The following is a 16,819-nucleotide window of genomic DNA, read 5'->3' as shown; positions in this document are numbered from 1 at the left end:
TAACTTTTAACTTATCCGTTGCCGTTCACACTGTTTGTATGACAGTAACACCTATTCTTTATTTCGGCTAAAAGCAGTAAAATCTTGAGATTGCATGTATAATATGTATAATTTACAGAAAAAAGAACCGCTATATCACATAATGGTATAACGGTCCTATATTTTGCTCCCAACTGACGCCACGGATTGCTTCATTGCTATCTGCTTTTGACCCTTGCATCATACTATGATACACTGTCATTTTTCTCATTTTCCTTTGCCTCAGCTCTTGCGTTCTTGTATGCCATAACGACATTCTGTACTCTGTGCATGATAATCCTTGGGTTGTACGGCTTTTCAACAAAGTCCGTTGCACCAAGAGCAAATGACTTTTCAACACTCTTGTCATTTCCCTGCGATGTTACGATAATAGGAATATGCGAATATTTATTTTCCAATTTCAACTGCTTCATGAGAGTAAATCCATCCATAACCGGCATAACCAAATCAAGCATGATAACATCAATCTCATCCGCATGTTCTTTTATGTATTCCAGTGCCTCTGCACCATTTTCTTTTTCGACTGTCTTAAAATATCTGCTAAATGACGAACTTAATATTTTTCTGTTTAAAACAAGGTCATCAACTATAAGCATAATTCCCGGAGATTTTCTGAACTCAGTATCAGAAAAGTTCATCTCAAGACCTTCCATATCGTTGTTTAAAATACTGTGTTCAACAAGATGTCTCTCAAACTCTTCCGGTGGCATCGGCTTTGCATAATAGTATCCCTGAACAAAATTACAATCCATGTTTCTAAGCATTTGTATCTGTTCTTCTGTCTCTATACCCTCTGCAACTACCGCATAATCCATCCATTTTGCAAGACTTATAATAAAACTCAATATATTGTTGCTGTTCATGCTGAGGTCACCCTGAACAAAGCCCATATCGAGTTTTAAGATGTCAATCGGAAGTTCGTTGAGCATATTAAGTGATGAATATCCGGAGCCAAAGTCATCCATCTCAATCACAAAACCAAGAAGTTTTAACTTTTTAACTTCCTCGATTATCTGATGCGGATTTTCCGTGTACGCCGTCTCTGTAATCTCAAGATGTATATTCTCAGGTTTCAGACCATGTTTATTGATAATTCCCATAATAATATCAATAAAATCAGGATTGTATATGTCCGTTCTTGATACATTTACCGACACAGGTACAATAGGATAACCTTTTTCTTTCCATCCCTGTATATAACTGCATGTCTTGTCCCATACAAACTTGTCAAGTTCCGTTATGAAGCCATTTGTTTCAAACAATGGTATAAACTCTCCCGGATTCATAAAGCCTTTTTCCGGATGTACCCATCTGACCAATGCCTCTGCACCGGCAACCTTTTCTGAATTCAAGTCATACTTCGGCTGGAAATATACCTTAAACTGTTCTTCTTTTATCGCATCTTCCATACAGTTTAATATTTCCTGTTCATGAACCTGCTTTTCCCAGATTTCCTTATCATAATATGCGATATACCTTCCATATCTGCCCTTTATCGTGTCAACTGCAAGTATTGCTCTGTTTATCATCGCATGCATTGACATCTTTGCGGTATCAATAAGATAAATTCCAAATCTAAGCCTGAGATTCATATTTACCGGAAAATCGTTTACCGTCTTTACTATGATGTCAAGATCATTGTGCAGACTTTTCTTATCATACTCTTTCAGAAGAACAAAATGTTCATTTTCTATTCTTCCGCAAAGTTCATTGTCATTTACATAATGTTTAAGCACTTTCGCCATAAACACCAAAAGGTTATCGCCTGTTTTTTCTCCAAACAAGTCTTTTAAAAGCTGAAAGTTCTCTATATCAGAATACACAATTGCATACTTCTTATCTTTACTATGCTTTAAAATTTCTTTCGTTTTTTTAGAAAATGTCTCCTTTGAATACACACCTGTCAAAGTATCCATCTGAAGGTAATTCACAAGCGATGCTGTTTCTTTGAGGTGTATTATATTTTGAAGTCTCTTTTTAACAATAATGGGATTATACGGCTTGCCAAGGAAATCACTTGCTCCAAGTGACAACGATTTTAACTCTGATGCTTCATCACCGTCAACTGAAGTCACTATAACCGGTATCTTTGGCAGCATTTTCCTGTATGACATCTCATTGAGTACACCGTAACCATCAAGTTTCGGCATAATTATATCAAGCACCACGGCAGATATGATATCCCTATTTTTGTCAAGAATTTCAATAGCTTCTTCCCCATCACACGCTTCAAGAATATTGTAATCATCTTCCAACAGCTTTATCAGACATTCTCTATTTACTTCCTTATCGTCAACGATAAGTATTGTATTTTTCTCTGACATTCTGCCTCCTCCTTTCAAAGCGTATTTTTTAACCTTCACGAATCAGAAAACTTTTTCCATATGCGTATCGGTCTCATTGCGCTTATTATAAAACTTCTGAATAATCTCCTTCTTGTCTCTCTTTCTTATGGGAACAAGTTTATTGTCCGGCATATAAAAATCATAATCAACAATATCTTTTACCCAAAGAATATTAACAATATAACTCTGATTGCACCTTAAAAACATCTCGGAATCAAGTTTTTCTTCCAGTTCTCCAAGTCTGGCATATACCTTAAATACATTATTTTTGCAAAAAATACTTACAACCCTTCCCATAGATTCAAGACAATAAATATCTCTCTGTCTTATAAAAATCTTCTTCTGCTGAATAGTGACTTCCAGCATCGCTGCTGTGCTGTTTTCCTTTTCAACATCATACTTTTTCAGATAATACACAAGCGTTTCCCTGACTTCTTCAAGCATATACGGTTTCAGCATATACGCCAGTGCATGAACATCATATCCCTCTTTCATATACTGCCCACTGCTTGTCGCATATACGATTTCAACCTGTGCATCTTTTTCTCTTATTGCCTTTCCTGTTTCAATGCCATCTAGCTGTTTCATCTGGACATCTAAAAAAATCAGTTCATAATCGCCCCTTGAATAATTTCTGAGCAATTTTTCACCTGAAGAAAACTCAAATATCTGTACTCCATATCCGATTTCCTTTAATAATCCCTCAATGACGTTTTTCAGGATGCCCCTCTCGATTTCATTATCATCACATAACGCAATCTTTATCATCCCATCACTCTCTTTCCCATTTTAAGTACAACTCTCTGTACCTTTTACCCCAAATAAAACATATAGTTAATTTTACCAAAAAATAACTTTTTTTTCAAAGATAATATCCTATATATAACCCCCTTTTTCGATATGTTTTCGACATTTTTCACCATTTCACTCATTTTCGGCACTTGATAATAAAATACGGTCATTGTCAAGACTTTTTCCTGCATTGTCTTTGAACTTTCTGAGAAGGTCATCAACAGTCAGCTTCGCTCTCTCCTCACCTTTCACATCAAAGACTATGTGTCCTGAGTCCATCATAAGCGTTCTGTTTCCAAGTTCAAGTGCCTGATGCATATTGTGCGTAACCATAAGGCATGTTATATTTCTTTCTTTTATTATATCTTTTGTCAATTTCAGCACCTTTTCCGCCGTCGCAGGGTCAAGAGCTGCCGTATGCTCATCAAGAAGAAGCAGTTTCGGCGTTACCATTGTCGCCATAAGAAGCGTAAGTGCCTGTCTTTGTCCTCCCGATAAAAGTCCGACAGGATTTTTCATTCTGTCCTCAAGCCCCATGCCAAGCAATGAGAGATGTTCTCTGAATTTCTGTTTCTCTTTTTTGGAAATCCTGCTTAAAAATGCAGCTTTTCCAGTTGACGCCCTCAGATAGGCAAGTGCCATATTTTCTTCTATAGTCATATGCGGTGCCGTTCCAAGAAGCGGATCCTGAAAAAGATGACCTATATCCTTACTTCTGAAATACTCTTTTTTAAATGTTATATCCTCACCGTCAAGAATAATAGCGCCTTCATCAGTAAAAAATGCACCTGTTATCGCATTGAACATCGTAGATTTTCCTGCCCCGTTACTTCCGACTATGGTAGCAAAATCACCATGTTCAAGTACAAGATTAAGTCCTGTCAATGCCTTTTTCTCGTTAACCGTACCCGGGTTAAATGTCTTGCATACATTCTTTAATTCCAGCATCTTTTCCATTATACAGCACCTTCTTTCTTTCTTCTGGCAATCTCAGCATATTTATGTTTTGCAAACTTTGCCTTCTCTTTTATGTACGGAAATGCTATTGCAACAGCTACGATAATCGCAGACACAAGTTTAAGACACTCTGCCGGAACATTTATTCTTATTGCTATTGCAACTATAAATCTATAAAGACAGCTTCCGAATACAACACCTATTATTCTTCTAAGCATTGTACCTTTTCCGACAAGTGTCTCACCGATTATCAGACTGGCAAGGGCAATAGTTACCATACCTGTTCCAAGATTTATATCACAGGATTTCTGGTATTGTGCGAGAAGTCCTCCGGATAATGCCGTCATGGCACTTGAAAGACAAAGTCCAACCGTTATCGTAAATTTAGGATTTATACTTGAAGCCTTTACCATCGCATCATTATCACCTGTCGCTCTTATTGACAAACCAAGTCTCGTCCCTAAAAATCCGCTTAAGAGCACGCTCACTATAATTACTATAACTGCAACAAGAATAAGCTTATACCAGCCTTTTCTTACCAATATCTCAACCGCACCTGCACCCATGTGATTTTGTATGAAATCTCTCACAAGTGTAAATATACTGTCACATTTAAACAGATTCATATTTGACGAAAATCCCATTGCAGCAATATTTATTGTATACAATCCCGTATTTACAATAATACCTGCAAGTATTGATTCAACTCCCATTCTCGTCTGTAAAAATGCCGTGATAAAACCTGAAATTATTCCGGCACCCATAGCCATAAACAACGCAAGTATCGGATGACCTGAAATAGTCACTGAGGCTGCGACCGCACATCCAAGCGTAAAACATCCGTCAGTCGAAAGGTCAGCGATATTTAATATACTGAAAGACACAAAAAGTGCAAGAACTACAAGCGAATATATAAAGCCCAGTTCCAAAGCACTCTGTAATATTGAAATAGTAAAAATAGAGCCCATTTTTTCCTCCATGCCATATCAAGCACGCCTAAGCGTGCTTGATATGGGTTATCTTAATAAATTTTAGATACTTCTATAAATGCCACGGATTGCTCCATTGCATAATTTTATTCAAATTCTTTTGCTGTTTTTGTCTCAACAACTTTTTCACACATATCCTTAAAACCGCTGTAATCAAGACCAATCTGCTCAGCAATTTCTGTATTTACTGTTGCGATACCATTGTTGAGTGTTTTTACTGCTGTCTCTCCCGGTTTTGCACTGTTTACAAGAATATCAACTACCATATCGGCTGTCTCTGTACCAAGTTCTTTGTAATTTACACCATAACCCGCAAACGCTCCGTTAAGTGCAAATGAATCGGCTCCTGTGTAGTGAGGTATTTTAGCATCTGCAAACTTTTCATAAATTGCAAGCTCAGCTTTCATTATGGTATTGTCTGTCGGTGTAAATACAGCGTCAACCTTTGCAGCCACAAGTGCATCTGCTGCAAGAGCCACCTCATCATTTGTAGTACCTGTCTTTTCAACCACATCAATGTTATTTTCCTCACAGAATTTCTTAGCGTCCGCTATAGCCTGTTTTGATGAATCCTGGCTCTTGTCATACAACAAACCGATTTTCTTTGTCTTACTATTGGCTTTAAGTATAAGCTTCATAATAGCCTGTGTGTCAATCGCATCACTTGTTCCGGTAATATTTGCTCCCGGACTATCCATGCTTGAAACAAGTCCTGCCGAAACCGGATCTGTCACGGCTGAAAATACAACCGGTATCTGGTTATCCTCTGTAGCTGACTGTGCAATAAGCGCTGTCGGTGTTGCAATAGGAATAATAAGGTCTACCCCGTCAGCTACAAGTTCTGTCATAATCTGATTTAAAGTAGACTGGTCTGCCTGACCGTTGAAAGTATAATCTTTATAACTGAACTTTACTCCGAGTTCCTCTCCTTTTTTATCAAGCTCTTCCTGAACCGACTTCTGAATCTGATTGAGTGATGCATCGTCTACATACTGAACAATACCTACTTTGTATGTCTTTGACCCTGATTTATCATCGCTCTTTCCTGATTTTGAATTTCTGTCTGAACCACATCCTGCCATACATAAAATTGCAAGTACAGCCGTAAGCAATAAAAGTAATTTCTTTTTCATGTTGTGTCCTCATCTTTCATAATATCATAAACATAATTAAGTAAACCATGATTGGAATGTAAAGTCAAGTATATACGCATTTTAAACTTTGCTTTTATACGTATTTTAAACTAAGTTTTTCATTATATTTTTTGACCGCGAAATAAATATATGATATTATAAAATTTATATGTTCCATTGCAATCGGTGGTAAACATGTATCAGCATTTTTCATACCTGCCACTGATTGCAATATAAACGCATTTTACAAATATTGAAAGGACTACGATGATGACAAGAAAGAAAAAAAATCTAATCAGCTATGTGGTATTTGCAGTTGTCTGCGTTGCCATTATCATCGCCGGAATATGTTACAAAAACTATTCTAACGAACAGAAACTTAAAAAAGCCGAGAAAAATGCCATTACATGTGTCGATGACATAACCGGTAAAAAAATCGGTGTTCAAATCGGTACAACCGGTGACATATATGCATCGGATTATGAAGGTGACAAAGAAGGTACTGTTGTTGAACGTTACAATAAAGGTACTGATGCCATACAGGCACTCAAAGATGACAAAATAAACTGTGTTATCCTTGATGAACAGCCATCCCTTGCATACACTGAAAAAAACACTGAATTAAAAATTCTTGAAGAAGAATTTGCAGTTGAAGATTATGCTATATGTATAGATAAGTCAAACGGCGAATTAAAAAGCAAAATAAACGACGCATTAGCTAAGCTTCAAAAAGACGGAACTCTTGCAGACATAAAGAAAAACTATACAGGTAAAGATGAAGAAAAAGGTAAGTTTCCTTATAAAAAGAAAAATGTCTCAGGCAAAAACGGCACTTTAAAAGTCGGTACAAATGCCGCATTTAAACCTTATGAATATTATGACAACAATCAGATTACAGGTCTTGATATAGACATGATGCAGGCTGTATGTGACGAACTTGATATGAAGCTTCAAGTTGAAGATATGGAATTTGATTCAATCATTGCCGCTGTTACATCAGGAAAAGTTGATGTCGGATGTGCCGGAATGACCGTAACTGAGGATCGTCTTAAAAATGTCGATTTCACAGATTCATACACAACAGCAAAACAGGTAATTATCGTAAAAGACTACAAAGCAGCAATAAAAGCTCAGTCTTTAGCACAGAGATTTCACGATAATTTCATATCAGACCACAGATACAACTACCTTGTAAAAGGTTTTGCAAATACTATAGTAATTACAATATTTGCCGTTATCATGGGAATTATCCTCGGCGCAATTATCGCACTTATAAGAACAACTCACGACAACAACGGCACACTGCCTATTCCTAATCTTATATGTAAGATTTATCTTACAGTTGTCCGTGGAACACCTGCAATGGTACAGCTTTTGATTTTCTACTATATTATACTTGTATCAGTAAATTCAAAAATACTTGTCGCAATTATTGCATTCGGATTAAACTCAGCAGCATATGTTGCCGAAGTTATACGTTCCGGTATCAATTCAATAGACCACGGACAGTTTGAAGCCGGCAGAAGTCTCGGTCTTAACTATAGACAGACAATGACTTCAATCGTACTTCCACAGGCATTCAAAAATGCACTTCCTGCACTTTGCAACGAGTTTATAAGCCTTATAAAAGAAACATCAATCAGTGGTTATATTGCTATCGTTGACCTCACTAAAGCAGGTGACATCATACGAAGCAATACATACGATGCTTTCCTTCCTCTTATAACTGTCGCAGTAATCTACCTCGTAATAGTTATTGCACTCACATCTGTTGCAAATGCACTTGAAAGGAGACTTAGAGCAAATGAGCGAAACTAATAATACTTTAAATAACGAAAATGTACCATTGATAAAAGTAAATGATCTTCACAAATCATTTGGAAAACATGAGGTTTTAAAAGGAATTTCGACGGCAATCAAAAAAGGTGATGTTGTAGCCATAATAGGCCCATCCGGATGCGGTAAATCAACATTTCTGCGCTCCTTAAACCTTCTTGAAAGCACAACTGACGGACAGATATTATTTGAGGGCACAGATATTACAGATGATTCTGTCGATATAAATACAATACGTGAAAAAATCGGCATGGTTTTCCAGCAGTTTAATCTCTTTGAAAATATGACGGTACTTGAAAACATTATGCTTGCACCCGTCAAAAGAAAGAAAATGACAAAAGAGGAAGCTGCAAATAAAGCAAGAGAATTACTTAAAAGAATCGGACTTGAAGACAAGGAAAACGCATATCCTTCTGTTCTTTCAGGCGGGCAGAAACAGCGTATCGCAATTATTCGTGCTCTTGCCATGAATCCCGACGTTATGCTCTTTGATGAGCCTACATCGGCACTTGACCCTGAGATGGTCGGTGAGGTATTGGAACTTATCAAAGAACTTGCAAAAGACGGTATGACTATGGTTATAGTTACACACGAAATGGGATTTGCCAGAGAAGTTGCAAACAGAGTCATGTTCTTTAATGAAGGTGTTATTATGGAGGAAAATGAACCTGCTGAACTTTTTGGAAATCCACAGAATGCACGACTGAAAGAATTTTTATCAAAAGTCTTATAATCAAATATATTGATGTTGTGGTCAAAAATCGAAAATAATCACATATTATTTGTATAACAACCATATATAAGAAAGGATTTTTTAATGCAGTTTATTATTGTTTTTTTTATTTCAATGTTTCCGTTAGTTGAACTTCGTGGTGCTATTCCCTATGCAGTTGCCCAGGGACTTCCTCTTGTTCCGTCCTACATTATATCAATAATCGGAAATATGCTTCCCGTTCCCATTATCTTTTTATTTGCTAGAAAAGTTCTTGAATGGGGCGCAGATAAGCCGATTATAGGCGGTTTCTTTACATTTTGTATTGAAAAAGGTGACAAAGGCGGAAAAAAACTTCAGGAAAAAGCAGGAAGAGGATTATTTGTTGCTCTGCTACTTTTTGTAGGCATCCCTCTTCCCGGTACAGGGGCATGGACCGGCACACTTGCTGCAAGTTTCCTTGATATGGATTTTAAATCAAGCGTTATCGCTGTTATGCTCGGTGTTATGCTTGCAGGCATCATTATGGGATTGGCATCTGCAGGTGTATTCGGAGCAATCAGTGCACTTATTTTATAATTTTTCTTTGTATTAAATGTTTAATTTATACGCATATTTTCAGTAACCTGTGCAGCCACATTTACATCCATTTTTTCAAGTATGGCGGCATGTTTATTTGCAGGCAGCTCTTGCGGATGCTGTTACTATAGCTTGTGCTTTTGCTGTTGCTCTCGCTTCAGCGGCGGCGGATGCCTTTGCTTCTGCCGCAATTTTTTTCTGCTGTTCTGTCGCATCTTTAGCAGCCTGCATCCATCTTAATTTCAAAGACAATCCCTCCCAATATCAGCGCCGTAAATGACAACGGGCTTCGTATTTCCAAAACAGGTATAATCAATAACAGCGTTAAACCTGAAATTCCCTCTTATATTTCACGATAAAGAGTGCTCCTCCGATAAGTACCACGGCAAAAAGCAGCTGCAATAAGAGATTTGTATACACTGTGTTCAGCTGATTTTTACTCAGTTGCTTAAATCCCGAAAGCATATCATTTAAATCTTCATACCAATAGACCGGAATAAATCTCGCTATTTTCTTCACTGTACTTCCAAGCATACTAAGTGGTACAAACACTCCTGACATAAAACTTATTCCAAGAGATACCGGTGTAACAATGAGACTAATCATATTTGCCTTTTTTATTAACATTCCCATAAAATAGGCTATCGCAAGTGCCGTTATAGTCATCACAAAAGAATTTAATATATATATGGATATATTTGGTGCTCTTAATAAATCCATTCTTCCATACATAAAAAATGCAATTACAAGACTTAACAACCATATTACAATTCCAAATATTATAAATATCAAGAGTATTTGAAAATTCTGATTTTTCAGGCTGACAGCCGATGCATTATCAGAATTATGAAATAAACAATGCTACTCTTACTGAAAGAAATCGTATTGCCAGAGAAATTCATGACAATGTAGGACATATGCTTTCAAGAGCCATCATGATAACAGGAGCTATCAAAGTTGTAAATAAAAATGAAAATCTATACAACTCAATTGATAACCTTGAAGAATGTCTGTCAAACGCAATGACAAACATAAGAGAAAGCGTCCACAATCTCCACAATAATTCTATAAGCCTTCAAAATACCGTGCAAAAAATTGTAGACGATTTCAAATTTTGCAATATTAATTTAACCTATGACATGACAGACCACATTCCAAATGATGTAAAATATGCATTTATAACTATAATAAAAGAAAGTCTGACAAATATAGAAAAACACAGCAATAAAGAGATTGCTGCAAACCTTTATCTAAGCGAAGGTACAGTGAGAAATTATCTAAGTACCATCCTTGATAAACTTGGACTGCGTGACAGAACCCAGCTTGCAATTTTTTATTATAAACATAATAAAAAGACTTTATTATACTAAACATTTTCTTAAATTTAGTGTAACAAAGTCTTTCCATGGAAATATTTAATTGTAACTTTTGGCAATAAAAATGTAATTTTTAGCAATTTGCTAACAATTGCTTTCATAAATCAATCAGATAGTGCTGTAAATGTTGATTCTATTTAATATAATCAACCTGCCTCTTCCTCTCCATTTGACTGATCACCAGACACATATCCAACTGTTGCACTCTTAGATGTCACGGTAACTTTAACTTTTGTAGCTTTTGTGGCATGGTTTCCAAAAATCAGATTTCCATCACCTTTTTTATACTTTCCTTTTAATGTAACCGTTTCAATATTAGGTGTAATGAATAAAGAATTTGTCTCATCTCCGACTACTACAGCAAGTGACCTGTCTTTCTGAGCTTTTACAGGTGTTATTTTAACGCTGACATTAGATGCTTTTTTGAAATTCATCTTAATGTAATACTGATAACCCGCTTTAACTGTGATTGTTTTTGTAAACGATTTTACATATGTAGTCTTTGCATCCGCTGTGTTTCCACAAATCATAATAGTTGTCAGACACATTGCAAGCATTACGCTCAGGATTTTTTTTGCTCTTTTCATGATAGTATCCTCCCTTTTTGATTTTTTCTAATAAGTTTACGAATATTATACTGTGTTTACGGAAAAATCAAGAAAATTTGCGTGAATGGTAAATATATGGTGTGAGTTGTTATTTGCCAGAAAATATTTTATAATAGCAATATTAAATCACAAAACAACAAAAAGATTTATAAAACAGAGGAGACAATATGTTTGTTCATATATTATCATGGATACATAATATAACAACTATGTTGTTTGGAATATATATTTCAGCGTTTTTTCTGGGAGTAAAACAAAATAAAAACAATATTACAAAACTGGCTTTATTTTCATGTCTCGAAGGAATATTTTATCTGACTGCCATGTTCATTTTAGGAGAACAGGCAGCAAACAATATGTATCCGTTTTTGATACATGTACCATTATTCATATATTTATTTTTTTATTACAAATTTCCGCTGCTGTCATGTATGATTTCAATCTGCTCTGCATACCTATGCTGCCAGATAAGCAACTGGTGCGGACTGTTTATCATGAACATAACAAAATATGAATGGGCTTATTATTTTACAAGAATAACTGTAACAATAATAACATTTATAATCCTATGCAAATATGTATGCAGTACAACGTCAGCCGTTTTTGCCAAAGGAAAGCGTGAACTATGCATAATAGGTTTTCTTCCACTTATTTACTACATATTTGATTATGCATTTACTAAATTTTCAAATCTGCTCTATACAGGAAACAGGGTAATTGTAGAATTTATGGGATTTGCATTCTGTATTGCATATCTTGTATTTCTTATTATATACTTTAAGGAATTCGAGGAAAAACAGGAATTCAGGCAGTATAGTGATTTGATGGAACTTCACCTTCAATCGCTTCAAAATGAGATTGACCATGTAAAAAACAGTGAACGTACCCTCTCTATACTTCGTCATGATATGCGGCATAATCTTAATATAATCCTCACTTTTTTACAGAATAACAATGTAGAAAAGGCAATAGATTATATAAAAGGTATAAGCGATTCATATGATGATACAGTAGTTAAAGAATATTGCTCTAATGATATAATCAATTCTGTAATTTCTATGTATGATATGAGATTCAGAAGTAAAGGCTTTAACCTTATATGTGATATATCCTGCAATGATGTGGTAGTTTCAGAAAGAGATTTTTCAACATTGTTGTCAAATGCCTTGGAAAATGCTTTTCATGCGCTTCAATCAGGGAAAGATGGTGAAAAGTGGGCAAAACTTACTATCGCCAATAAAGGAGACAGTGTACTACTCTGCATAGAAAATCCGGCATCCAATAATCCAAAATTTGTCGATGGAATACCGGTATCTGAAAAAAAAGGACATGGCATCGGAGTCAAAAGCATAATTTATTATGTTGAACGTTTAAATGGACAGTGGCATTTTTCTATGTCGGGAAATATCTTTGTACTCCGTGTAATTATATAAGAAACTGACATTCAACTAAAAATTATTTAAATATTAGTGCAACATATAATTAATAATTGATATATTGAACATTGTACTAATCGGAGATATACATATGAAAATAGCAGTTTGTGATGATGAGGTAGAATTTTTAAATTCAGCCTGTTCAATGATTTTGAAATGGGCAAAAAAACATGATATACATGTCAAATTATATAGATTTGATAATGGCGATGATTTGATAAATATACACAAAAAAGAATGTATGGATATTATATTTCTTGACATTGTAATGCCTTTATTTAACGGAATAGACACCGCAAAAGAGCTGCGGAGTGAAAATCATAATGTTCCTATTGTGTTTCTGACATCATCAAGAGAATTTGCAGTAGAATCATATGAGGTAAAGGCATTAAATTATCTTCTGAAACCCGTTGATGAAAGCAGAATGTTTGATGTCCTTGAGAATTTCAGAAAAGAATATCAAAAAAAGGATGAATATTTTACAGCTAAAACTCAGACAGGTTTCAGCAGAATAAAAATAAAAGATATTGAATATCTTGAAGCACAGAATAAAACCGTTATTGTACATCTTATCAACTCTACGACAATAGAAATCCGCGAACTTTTTTCAAAGTGCGAAAATATATTCAGCATAGATAATGGTTTCTTTAAATGTCATAGAAGCTACATAGTAAATATGGAGTATGTGGAACAGTTTACCAAATCACAGATAATTACATATAATAAAGAAAACATTCCTATCTCAAGGAATAATTATGTGGCATTTAAAGAAGTATATTTTGAGCATATGTTTAATGACTGAATACGAACTCACATTCGTCACCAACTCAAACGCCCCCGAAAATCAGATTTTATCCATCTGATTTTCGGGGGCGTTACAAGCTGATAATTTGTTTTTGAATATATTCTATTTTCTAAAATCTAGATATAATACATCTCATCAGCATCTCTGTCCGTATTTGAATACTCATCAGCCAGTTTTCTCAAAGTTACGTTTTTGATAACCTTTCCTGTCTCAGCATTTATACGGTCAATGACAAGTCTCTGAAGTGCTTTGGAAATACCTTTTACCATACAGTTTTCGGAAATTTCCTCATCTTCGATTTTGTAGTCACCTTCAACTGCATTTAAGACATCTTCCACACTTATGTCTGTTGATGGTCTAGCAAGAAGATAACCTCCATTTATACCTGCCACACTTTTTACGATACCGGAGCGTTTTAGATTTGAAAAAATCTGCTCAAGGTATTTGGTAGATATATCATTTTCTTTTGCAATCTTGCTAAGTGTCATTTTCTCTTTATCGCTGTTCAGCGAAAGATAAACCAATGCTCTTAACGCATATCTGCCTCTCTTGGATAATTTCATATCTAACAAGCCCTCCATATTTTTACTGCTTTTATAATTTTTCTGACAGATGTTTCTGATTTCAGCTCAAGCTTCTTACCTCAATCTTACTATCTGTCTTCACTTCAAATAAATTCACCGTTTCCTGCTACTCTTACATCATATGCTGAAAGCTCATCAATATACTTAACTACCTCGTCTGTCTCAACTTTTAAGTCCTCAGGAATCACATGGTAATATTCTTCGCTTGCTATTCTTACTGTAGATGCATATTTTTCTTCTACAAGGAGTAACGTGATTACACCTGCATGGTGAAGATGTTTGATAACATCTGAAATATTTTCCTCTGAACCGGGAGCATAAAGGTATGTATGCTTACCCTGAATTGAAAGCTCTTTTTCAACTTTCTCAAGAAGACTTCTTGATACGCCCTGTCTTTCAACCGGGAATGCTACTGCAACTGCCTTCTGACCGTTTAATGCTGCTCTCACATTTCTGTCAACTTTTCCTGCAAAAAGTCCCTCGCCGCCTTCATTTACCTTTTCAACAACACCACATGCTGATGTCATGTTTGTTACACGGTCAATGAGAATAAGCTCTCCGAGTGTTTTATGATTTTTAAATTCATCTACTACTATTTTATCTGCAAGTGAGATTGTGCAAAGTGCAATTTCATTCTTTGAAAGTTTATCAGCTTTCTTTTCCTCACCTGTATTCACATCTACTGTATGAACAATTTCAGTTACGATACCCGGAATAAGTTTTGTTCCAAGTTTTACAAAGTAGTTCTTTCCATTCTCAAGAATATCATCATCCATCCAAAGAAGTGTTGCAGTAATTAATGATGATACTTTTATATCTGTATCTTTTTCAAGTACGCATCCTCTTGATACATCAACTTCTCTGTCAAGCTGAATTGTAACAGGCTGACCTTTTTCAATTGTGTCTGCTTTTTTGTCTCCTACAAGAAGGCTCTTTACATGTGCCTTTTCATTGCTTGGAAGAGTTGTTATCTCATCACCTACGCTGATAGTTCCAGCTTCAACCTGTCCCTGAAATCCTCTAAATGTATGATTTGGACGGCTTACTCGCTGCACAGGCATATAGAAGCCCTTTTCTGTTGTCTTTTCTTCTACGTCAACATTCTCAAGATACTCAAGAAGAGGTACACCTGTATACCATGGTGTGTTTTCTGATTTTGTTGTGATATTGTCACCTTCTGTTGCTGAAACAGGTATAATAACATAGTTTGCAAGATTAAGTTCTTTTGCAAGTTCAGCAATCTGTGCTTCTATTTCTTTAAATCTGTCCTCACTGTAATCTACAAGATCCATTTTGTTTACGGCAAATACAAAGTATTTGATTCCCATAAGTTCACAGATTCGTGCATGTCTTCTTGTCTGTACCAACACACCCTGCTTTGCATCAATAAGTATAACCGATAATTCTGCAAATGATGCACCTACTGCCATGTTTCTTGTATATTCTTCATGTCCCGGTGTATCTGCAACGATGAAGCTGCGGTTGTCAGTCGTAAAATAACGATATGCAACGTCTATAGTGATACCCTGTTCTCTCTCTGCCATAAGTCCGTCAAGAAGAAGTGAGTAGTCAATTTTTCCTTCTCTGCTTCCAACCTTTGAATCAAGCTCAAGTGATTTTTCCTGGTCGGCATAAAGTAATTTTGAATCATATAATATATGTCCAATAAGTGTAGATTTTCCATCATCTACGCTTCCGCATGTAATAAATTTTAATAATCCTTTCATCCTAGAAATAACCCTCCTTCTTTCTTCTTTCCATGCTGCCTGCTGCCTCATGGTCAATTACACGGCTTGTTCTCTCTGACTCTACCGCACTAAGTGTTTCCTCAATGATTTCATCAAGTGTCTCTGCATTTGACTCAACACCACCTGTAAGAGGATAGCATCCAAGTGTACGGAAACGAACTTTCTTGTACTCGATTTTCTCACCCGGTCTGAGTTTAAGTCTGTCATCATCAACCATGATAATATTTCCGTCTCTCTCAATTACAGGACGCTCTTTTGCAAAATAAAGCGAAGGAATCTCTATGTTTTCTCTCTTTATATACTGCCAGATGTCTTTTTCTGTCCAGTTTGAAAGCGGGAATGCTCTTACTTCCTCACCCTTAAATATTTTACTGTTGAAAAGTTTCCACATCTCAGGACGCTGGTTCTTAGGGTCCCACGCATGAGCTTCATTTCTGAATGAGAAAATTCTCTCTTTTGCACGTGATTTTTCTTCATCTCGTCTGCCGCCGCCAAATGCTGCCGTAAACTGATATTTGTCAAGTGCCTGTTTAAGAGCCTGTGTTTTCATGATATCAGTATAAGCTGAACCGTGGTCAAAAGGATTGATTCCTTTCTTAACTCCATCTTCGTTTGTATATACTATAAGGTCAATTCCGAGTTTCTTTGCCATTTTGTCACGAAACTCTATCATTTCCTTAAACTTCCATGTTGTATCTACATGAAGAAACGGAAATGGCGGCTTCTCCGGATAAAATGCCTTCATTGCAAGATGAAGCATTACTGAACTATCTTTACCGATTGAGTAAAGCATTACCGGTTTTTCAAATTCTGCCGCAACTTCTCTTATTATGTAGATTGCCTCTGCCTCTAATTCATCAAGATGAGATAAATTTCCCAT

General features: G+C 35.9%; 17 protein-coding genes. 6 read left to right on the top strand and 11 right to left on the bottom strand.

Annotated elements, in window-relative coordinates:
• Positions 1-224: 224 nt before the first annotated feature.
• From ACZLXV_RS01720 to ACZLXV_RS01700, 5 genes are all read right to left on the bottom strand, one after another.
• A complete protein-coding gene (locus tag ACZLXV_RS01720) occupies positions 225-2,363 on the bottom strand; it encodes an EAL domain-containing protein (RefSeq protein WP_022225742.1) in 2,139 nt (712 codons plus the stop codon).
• Positions 2,364-2,405: 42 nt separating this feature from the next.
• The gene (locus ACZLXV_RS01715) at positions 2,406-3,152 is read right to left on the bottom strand and encodes a LytR/AlgR family response regulator transcription factor (RefSeq protein ID WP_022225741.1); all 747 of its coding nucleotides are present in this window, start codon (positions 3,150-3,152) and stop codon (positions 2,406-2,408) included.
• A 156-nt stretch (positions 3,153-3,308) separates the two neighbouring features.
• Positions 3,309-4,124 (bottom strand): ABC transporter ATP-binding protein, encoded by an 816-nt coding sequence (locus ACZLXV_RS01710; protein ID WP_367335471.1) that lies wholly within the window; start codon positions 4,122-4,124, stop codon positions 3,309-3,311.
• Positions 4,125-4,132: 8 nt separating this feature from the next.
• Positions 4,133-5,101: an ABC transporter permease gene (locus ACZLXV_RS01705; protein WP_022225739.1), complete on the bottom strand. Its 969-nt coding sequence runs from the start codon at positions 5,099-5,101 to the stop codon at positions 4,133-4,135.
• 107 nt (positions 5,102-5,208) lie between these two features.
• Positions 5,209-6,255, bottom strand: a complete 1,047-nt coding sequence (locus tag ACZLXV_RS01700) for an ABC transporter substrate-binding protein (RefSeq protein ID WP_482382298.1) — start codon at positions 6,253-6,255, stop codon at positions 5,209-5,211.
• A gap of 267 nt (positions 6,256-6,522) precedes the next feature.
• On the opposite strand from ACZLXV_RS01700, the gene ACZLXV_RS01695 reads away from it, so the two are divergent.
• The 3 genes from ACZLXV_RS01695 to ACZLXV_RS01685 all read left to right on the top strand — a co-directional run bounded on the left by ACZLXV_RS01695 (position 6,523) and on the right by ACZLXV_RS01685 (position 9,382).
• Entirely contained in the window at positions 6,523-8,073 is a 1,551-nt protein-coding gene (locus ACZLXV_RS01695) for an ABC transporter substrate-binding protein/permease (RefSeq protein ID WP_482382297.1), read from the top strand.
• Positions 8,060-8,824 (top strand): amino acid ABC transporter ATP-binding protein, encoded by a 765-nt coding sequence (locus ACZLXV_RS01690; RefSeq protein WP_367335450.1) that lies wholly within the window; start codon positions 8,060-8,062, stop codon positions 8,822-8,824. Before ACZLXV_RS01695 ends, ACZLXV_RS01690 begins: the two co-directional genes overlap by 14 nt.
• A gap of 84 nt (positions 8,825-8,908) precedes the next feature.
• Positions 8,909-9,382, top strand: coding sequence for a COG2426 family protein (locus tag ACZLXV_RS01685; protein ID WP_482382296.1), 474 nt, complete (start codon positions 8,909-8,911; stop codon positions 9,380-9,382).
• Positions 9,383-9,475: 93 nt separating this feature from the next.
• Here ACZLXV_RS01685 and ACZLXV_RS01680 read toward each other — a convergent pair whose 3' ends face one another.
• Entirely contained in the window at positions 9,476-9,628 is a 153-nt protein-coding gene (locus ACZLXV_RS01680; RefSeq protein ID WP_482382295.1) for a hypothetical protein, read from the bottom strand.
• A gap of 78 nt (positions 9,629-9,706) precedes the next feature.
• Positions 9,707-10,174 carry an ABC transporter permease gene (locus ACZLXV_RS01675; RefSeq protein WP_482382294.1) on the bottom strand — a complete coding sequence of 156 codons (468 nt, stop codon included), beginning with the start codon at positions 10,172-10,174 and terminating at the stop codon, positions 9,707-9,709.
• A gap of 38 nt (positions 10,175-10,212) precedes the next feature.
• On the opposite strand from ACZLXV_RS01675, the gene ACZLXV_RS01670 reads away from it, so the two are divergent.
• Complete coding sequence (locus ACZLXV_RS01670) at positions 10,213-10,752, top strand: histidine kinase (RefSeq protein WP_022225733.1); 540 nt, start codon at positions 10,213-10,215, stop codon at positions 10,750-10,752.
• Between the two features lie 152 nt (positions 10,753-10,904).
• Here ACZLXV_RS01670 and ACZLXV_RS01665 read toward each other — a convergent pair whose 3' ends face one another.
• Entirely contained in the window at positions 10,905-11,345 is a 441-nt protein-coding gene (locus tag ACZLXV_RS01665; RefSeq protein ID WP_022225732.1) for a hypothetical protein, read from the bottom strand.
• A gap of 188 nt (positions 11,346-11,533) precedes the next feature.
• Between ACZLXV_RS01665 and ACZLXV_RS01660 the strand changes: the two genes are divergently transcribed.
• Positions 11,534-12,799: a sensor histidine kinase gene (locus ACZLXV_RS01660; RefSeq protein ID WP_482382293.1), complete on the top strand. Its 1,266-nt coding sequence runs from the start codon at positions 11,534-11,536 to the stop codon at positions 12,797-12,799.
• Between the two features lie 94 nt (positions 12,800-12,893).
• A complete protein-coding gene (locus tag ACZLXV_RS01655; RefSeq protein WP_482382292.1) occupies positions 12,894-13,604 on the top strand; it encodes a LytR/AlgR family response regulator transcription factor in 711 nt (236 codons plus the stop codon).
• A 119-nt stretch (positions 13,605-13,723) separates the two neighbouring features.
• On the opposite strand, the gene ACZLXV_RS01650 is transcribed toward ACZLXV_RS01655, so the two are convergent.
• From ACZLXV_RS01650 to cysD, 3 genes are all read right to left on the bottom strand, one after another.
• Positions 13,724-14,170, bottom strand: a complete 447-nt coding sequence (locus tag ACZLXV_RS01650) for an RrF2 family transcriptional regulator (protein WP_482382291.1) — start codon at positions 14,168-14,170, stop codon at positions 13,724-13,726.
• A gap of 104 nt (positions 14,171-14,274) precedes the next feature.
• Entirely contained in the window at positions 14,275-15,918 is a 1,644-nt protein-coding gene (locus ACZLXV_RS01645) for a sulfate adenylyltransferase subunit 1 (protein ID WP_482382290.1), read from the bottom strand.
• Position 15,919: 1 nt separating this feature from the next.
• Positions 15,920-16,819 (bottom strand): sulfate adenylyltransferase subunit CysD, encoded by a 900-nt coding sequence (cysD, locus tag ACZLXV_RS01640; RefSeq protein WP_022225727.1) that lies wholly within the window; start codon positions 16,817-16,819, stop codon positions 15,920-15,922.

The organism is Butyribacter sp., from assembly GCF_056818865.1.
This window is presented reverse-complemented; position numbering and strand designations above follow the sequence as displayed.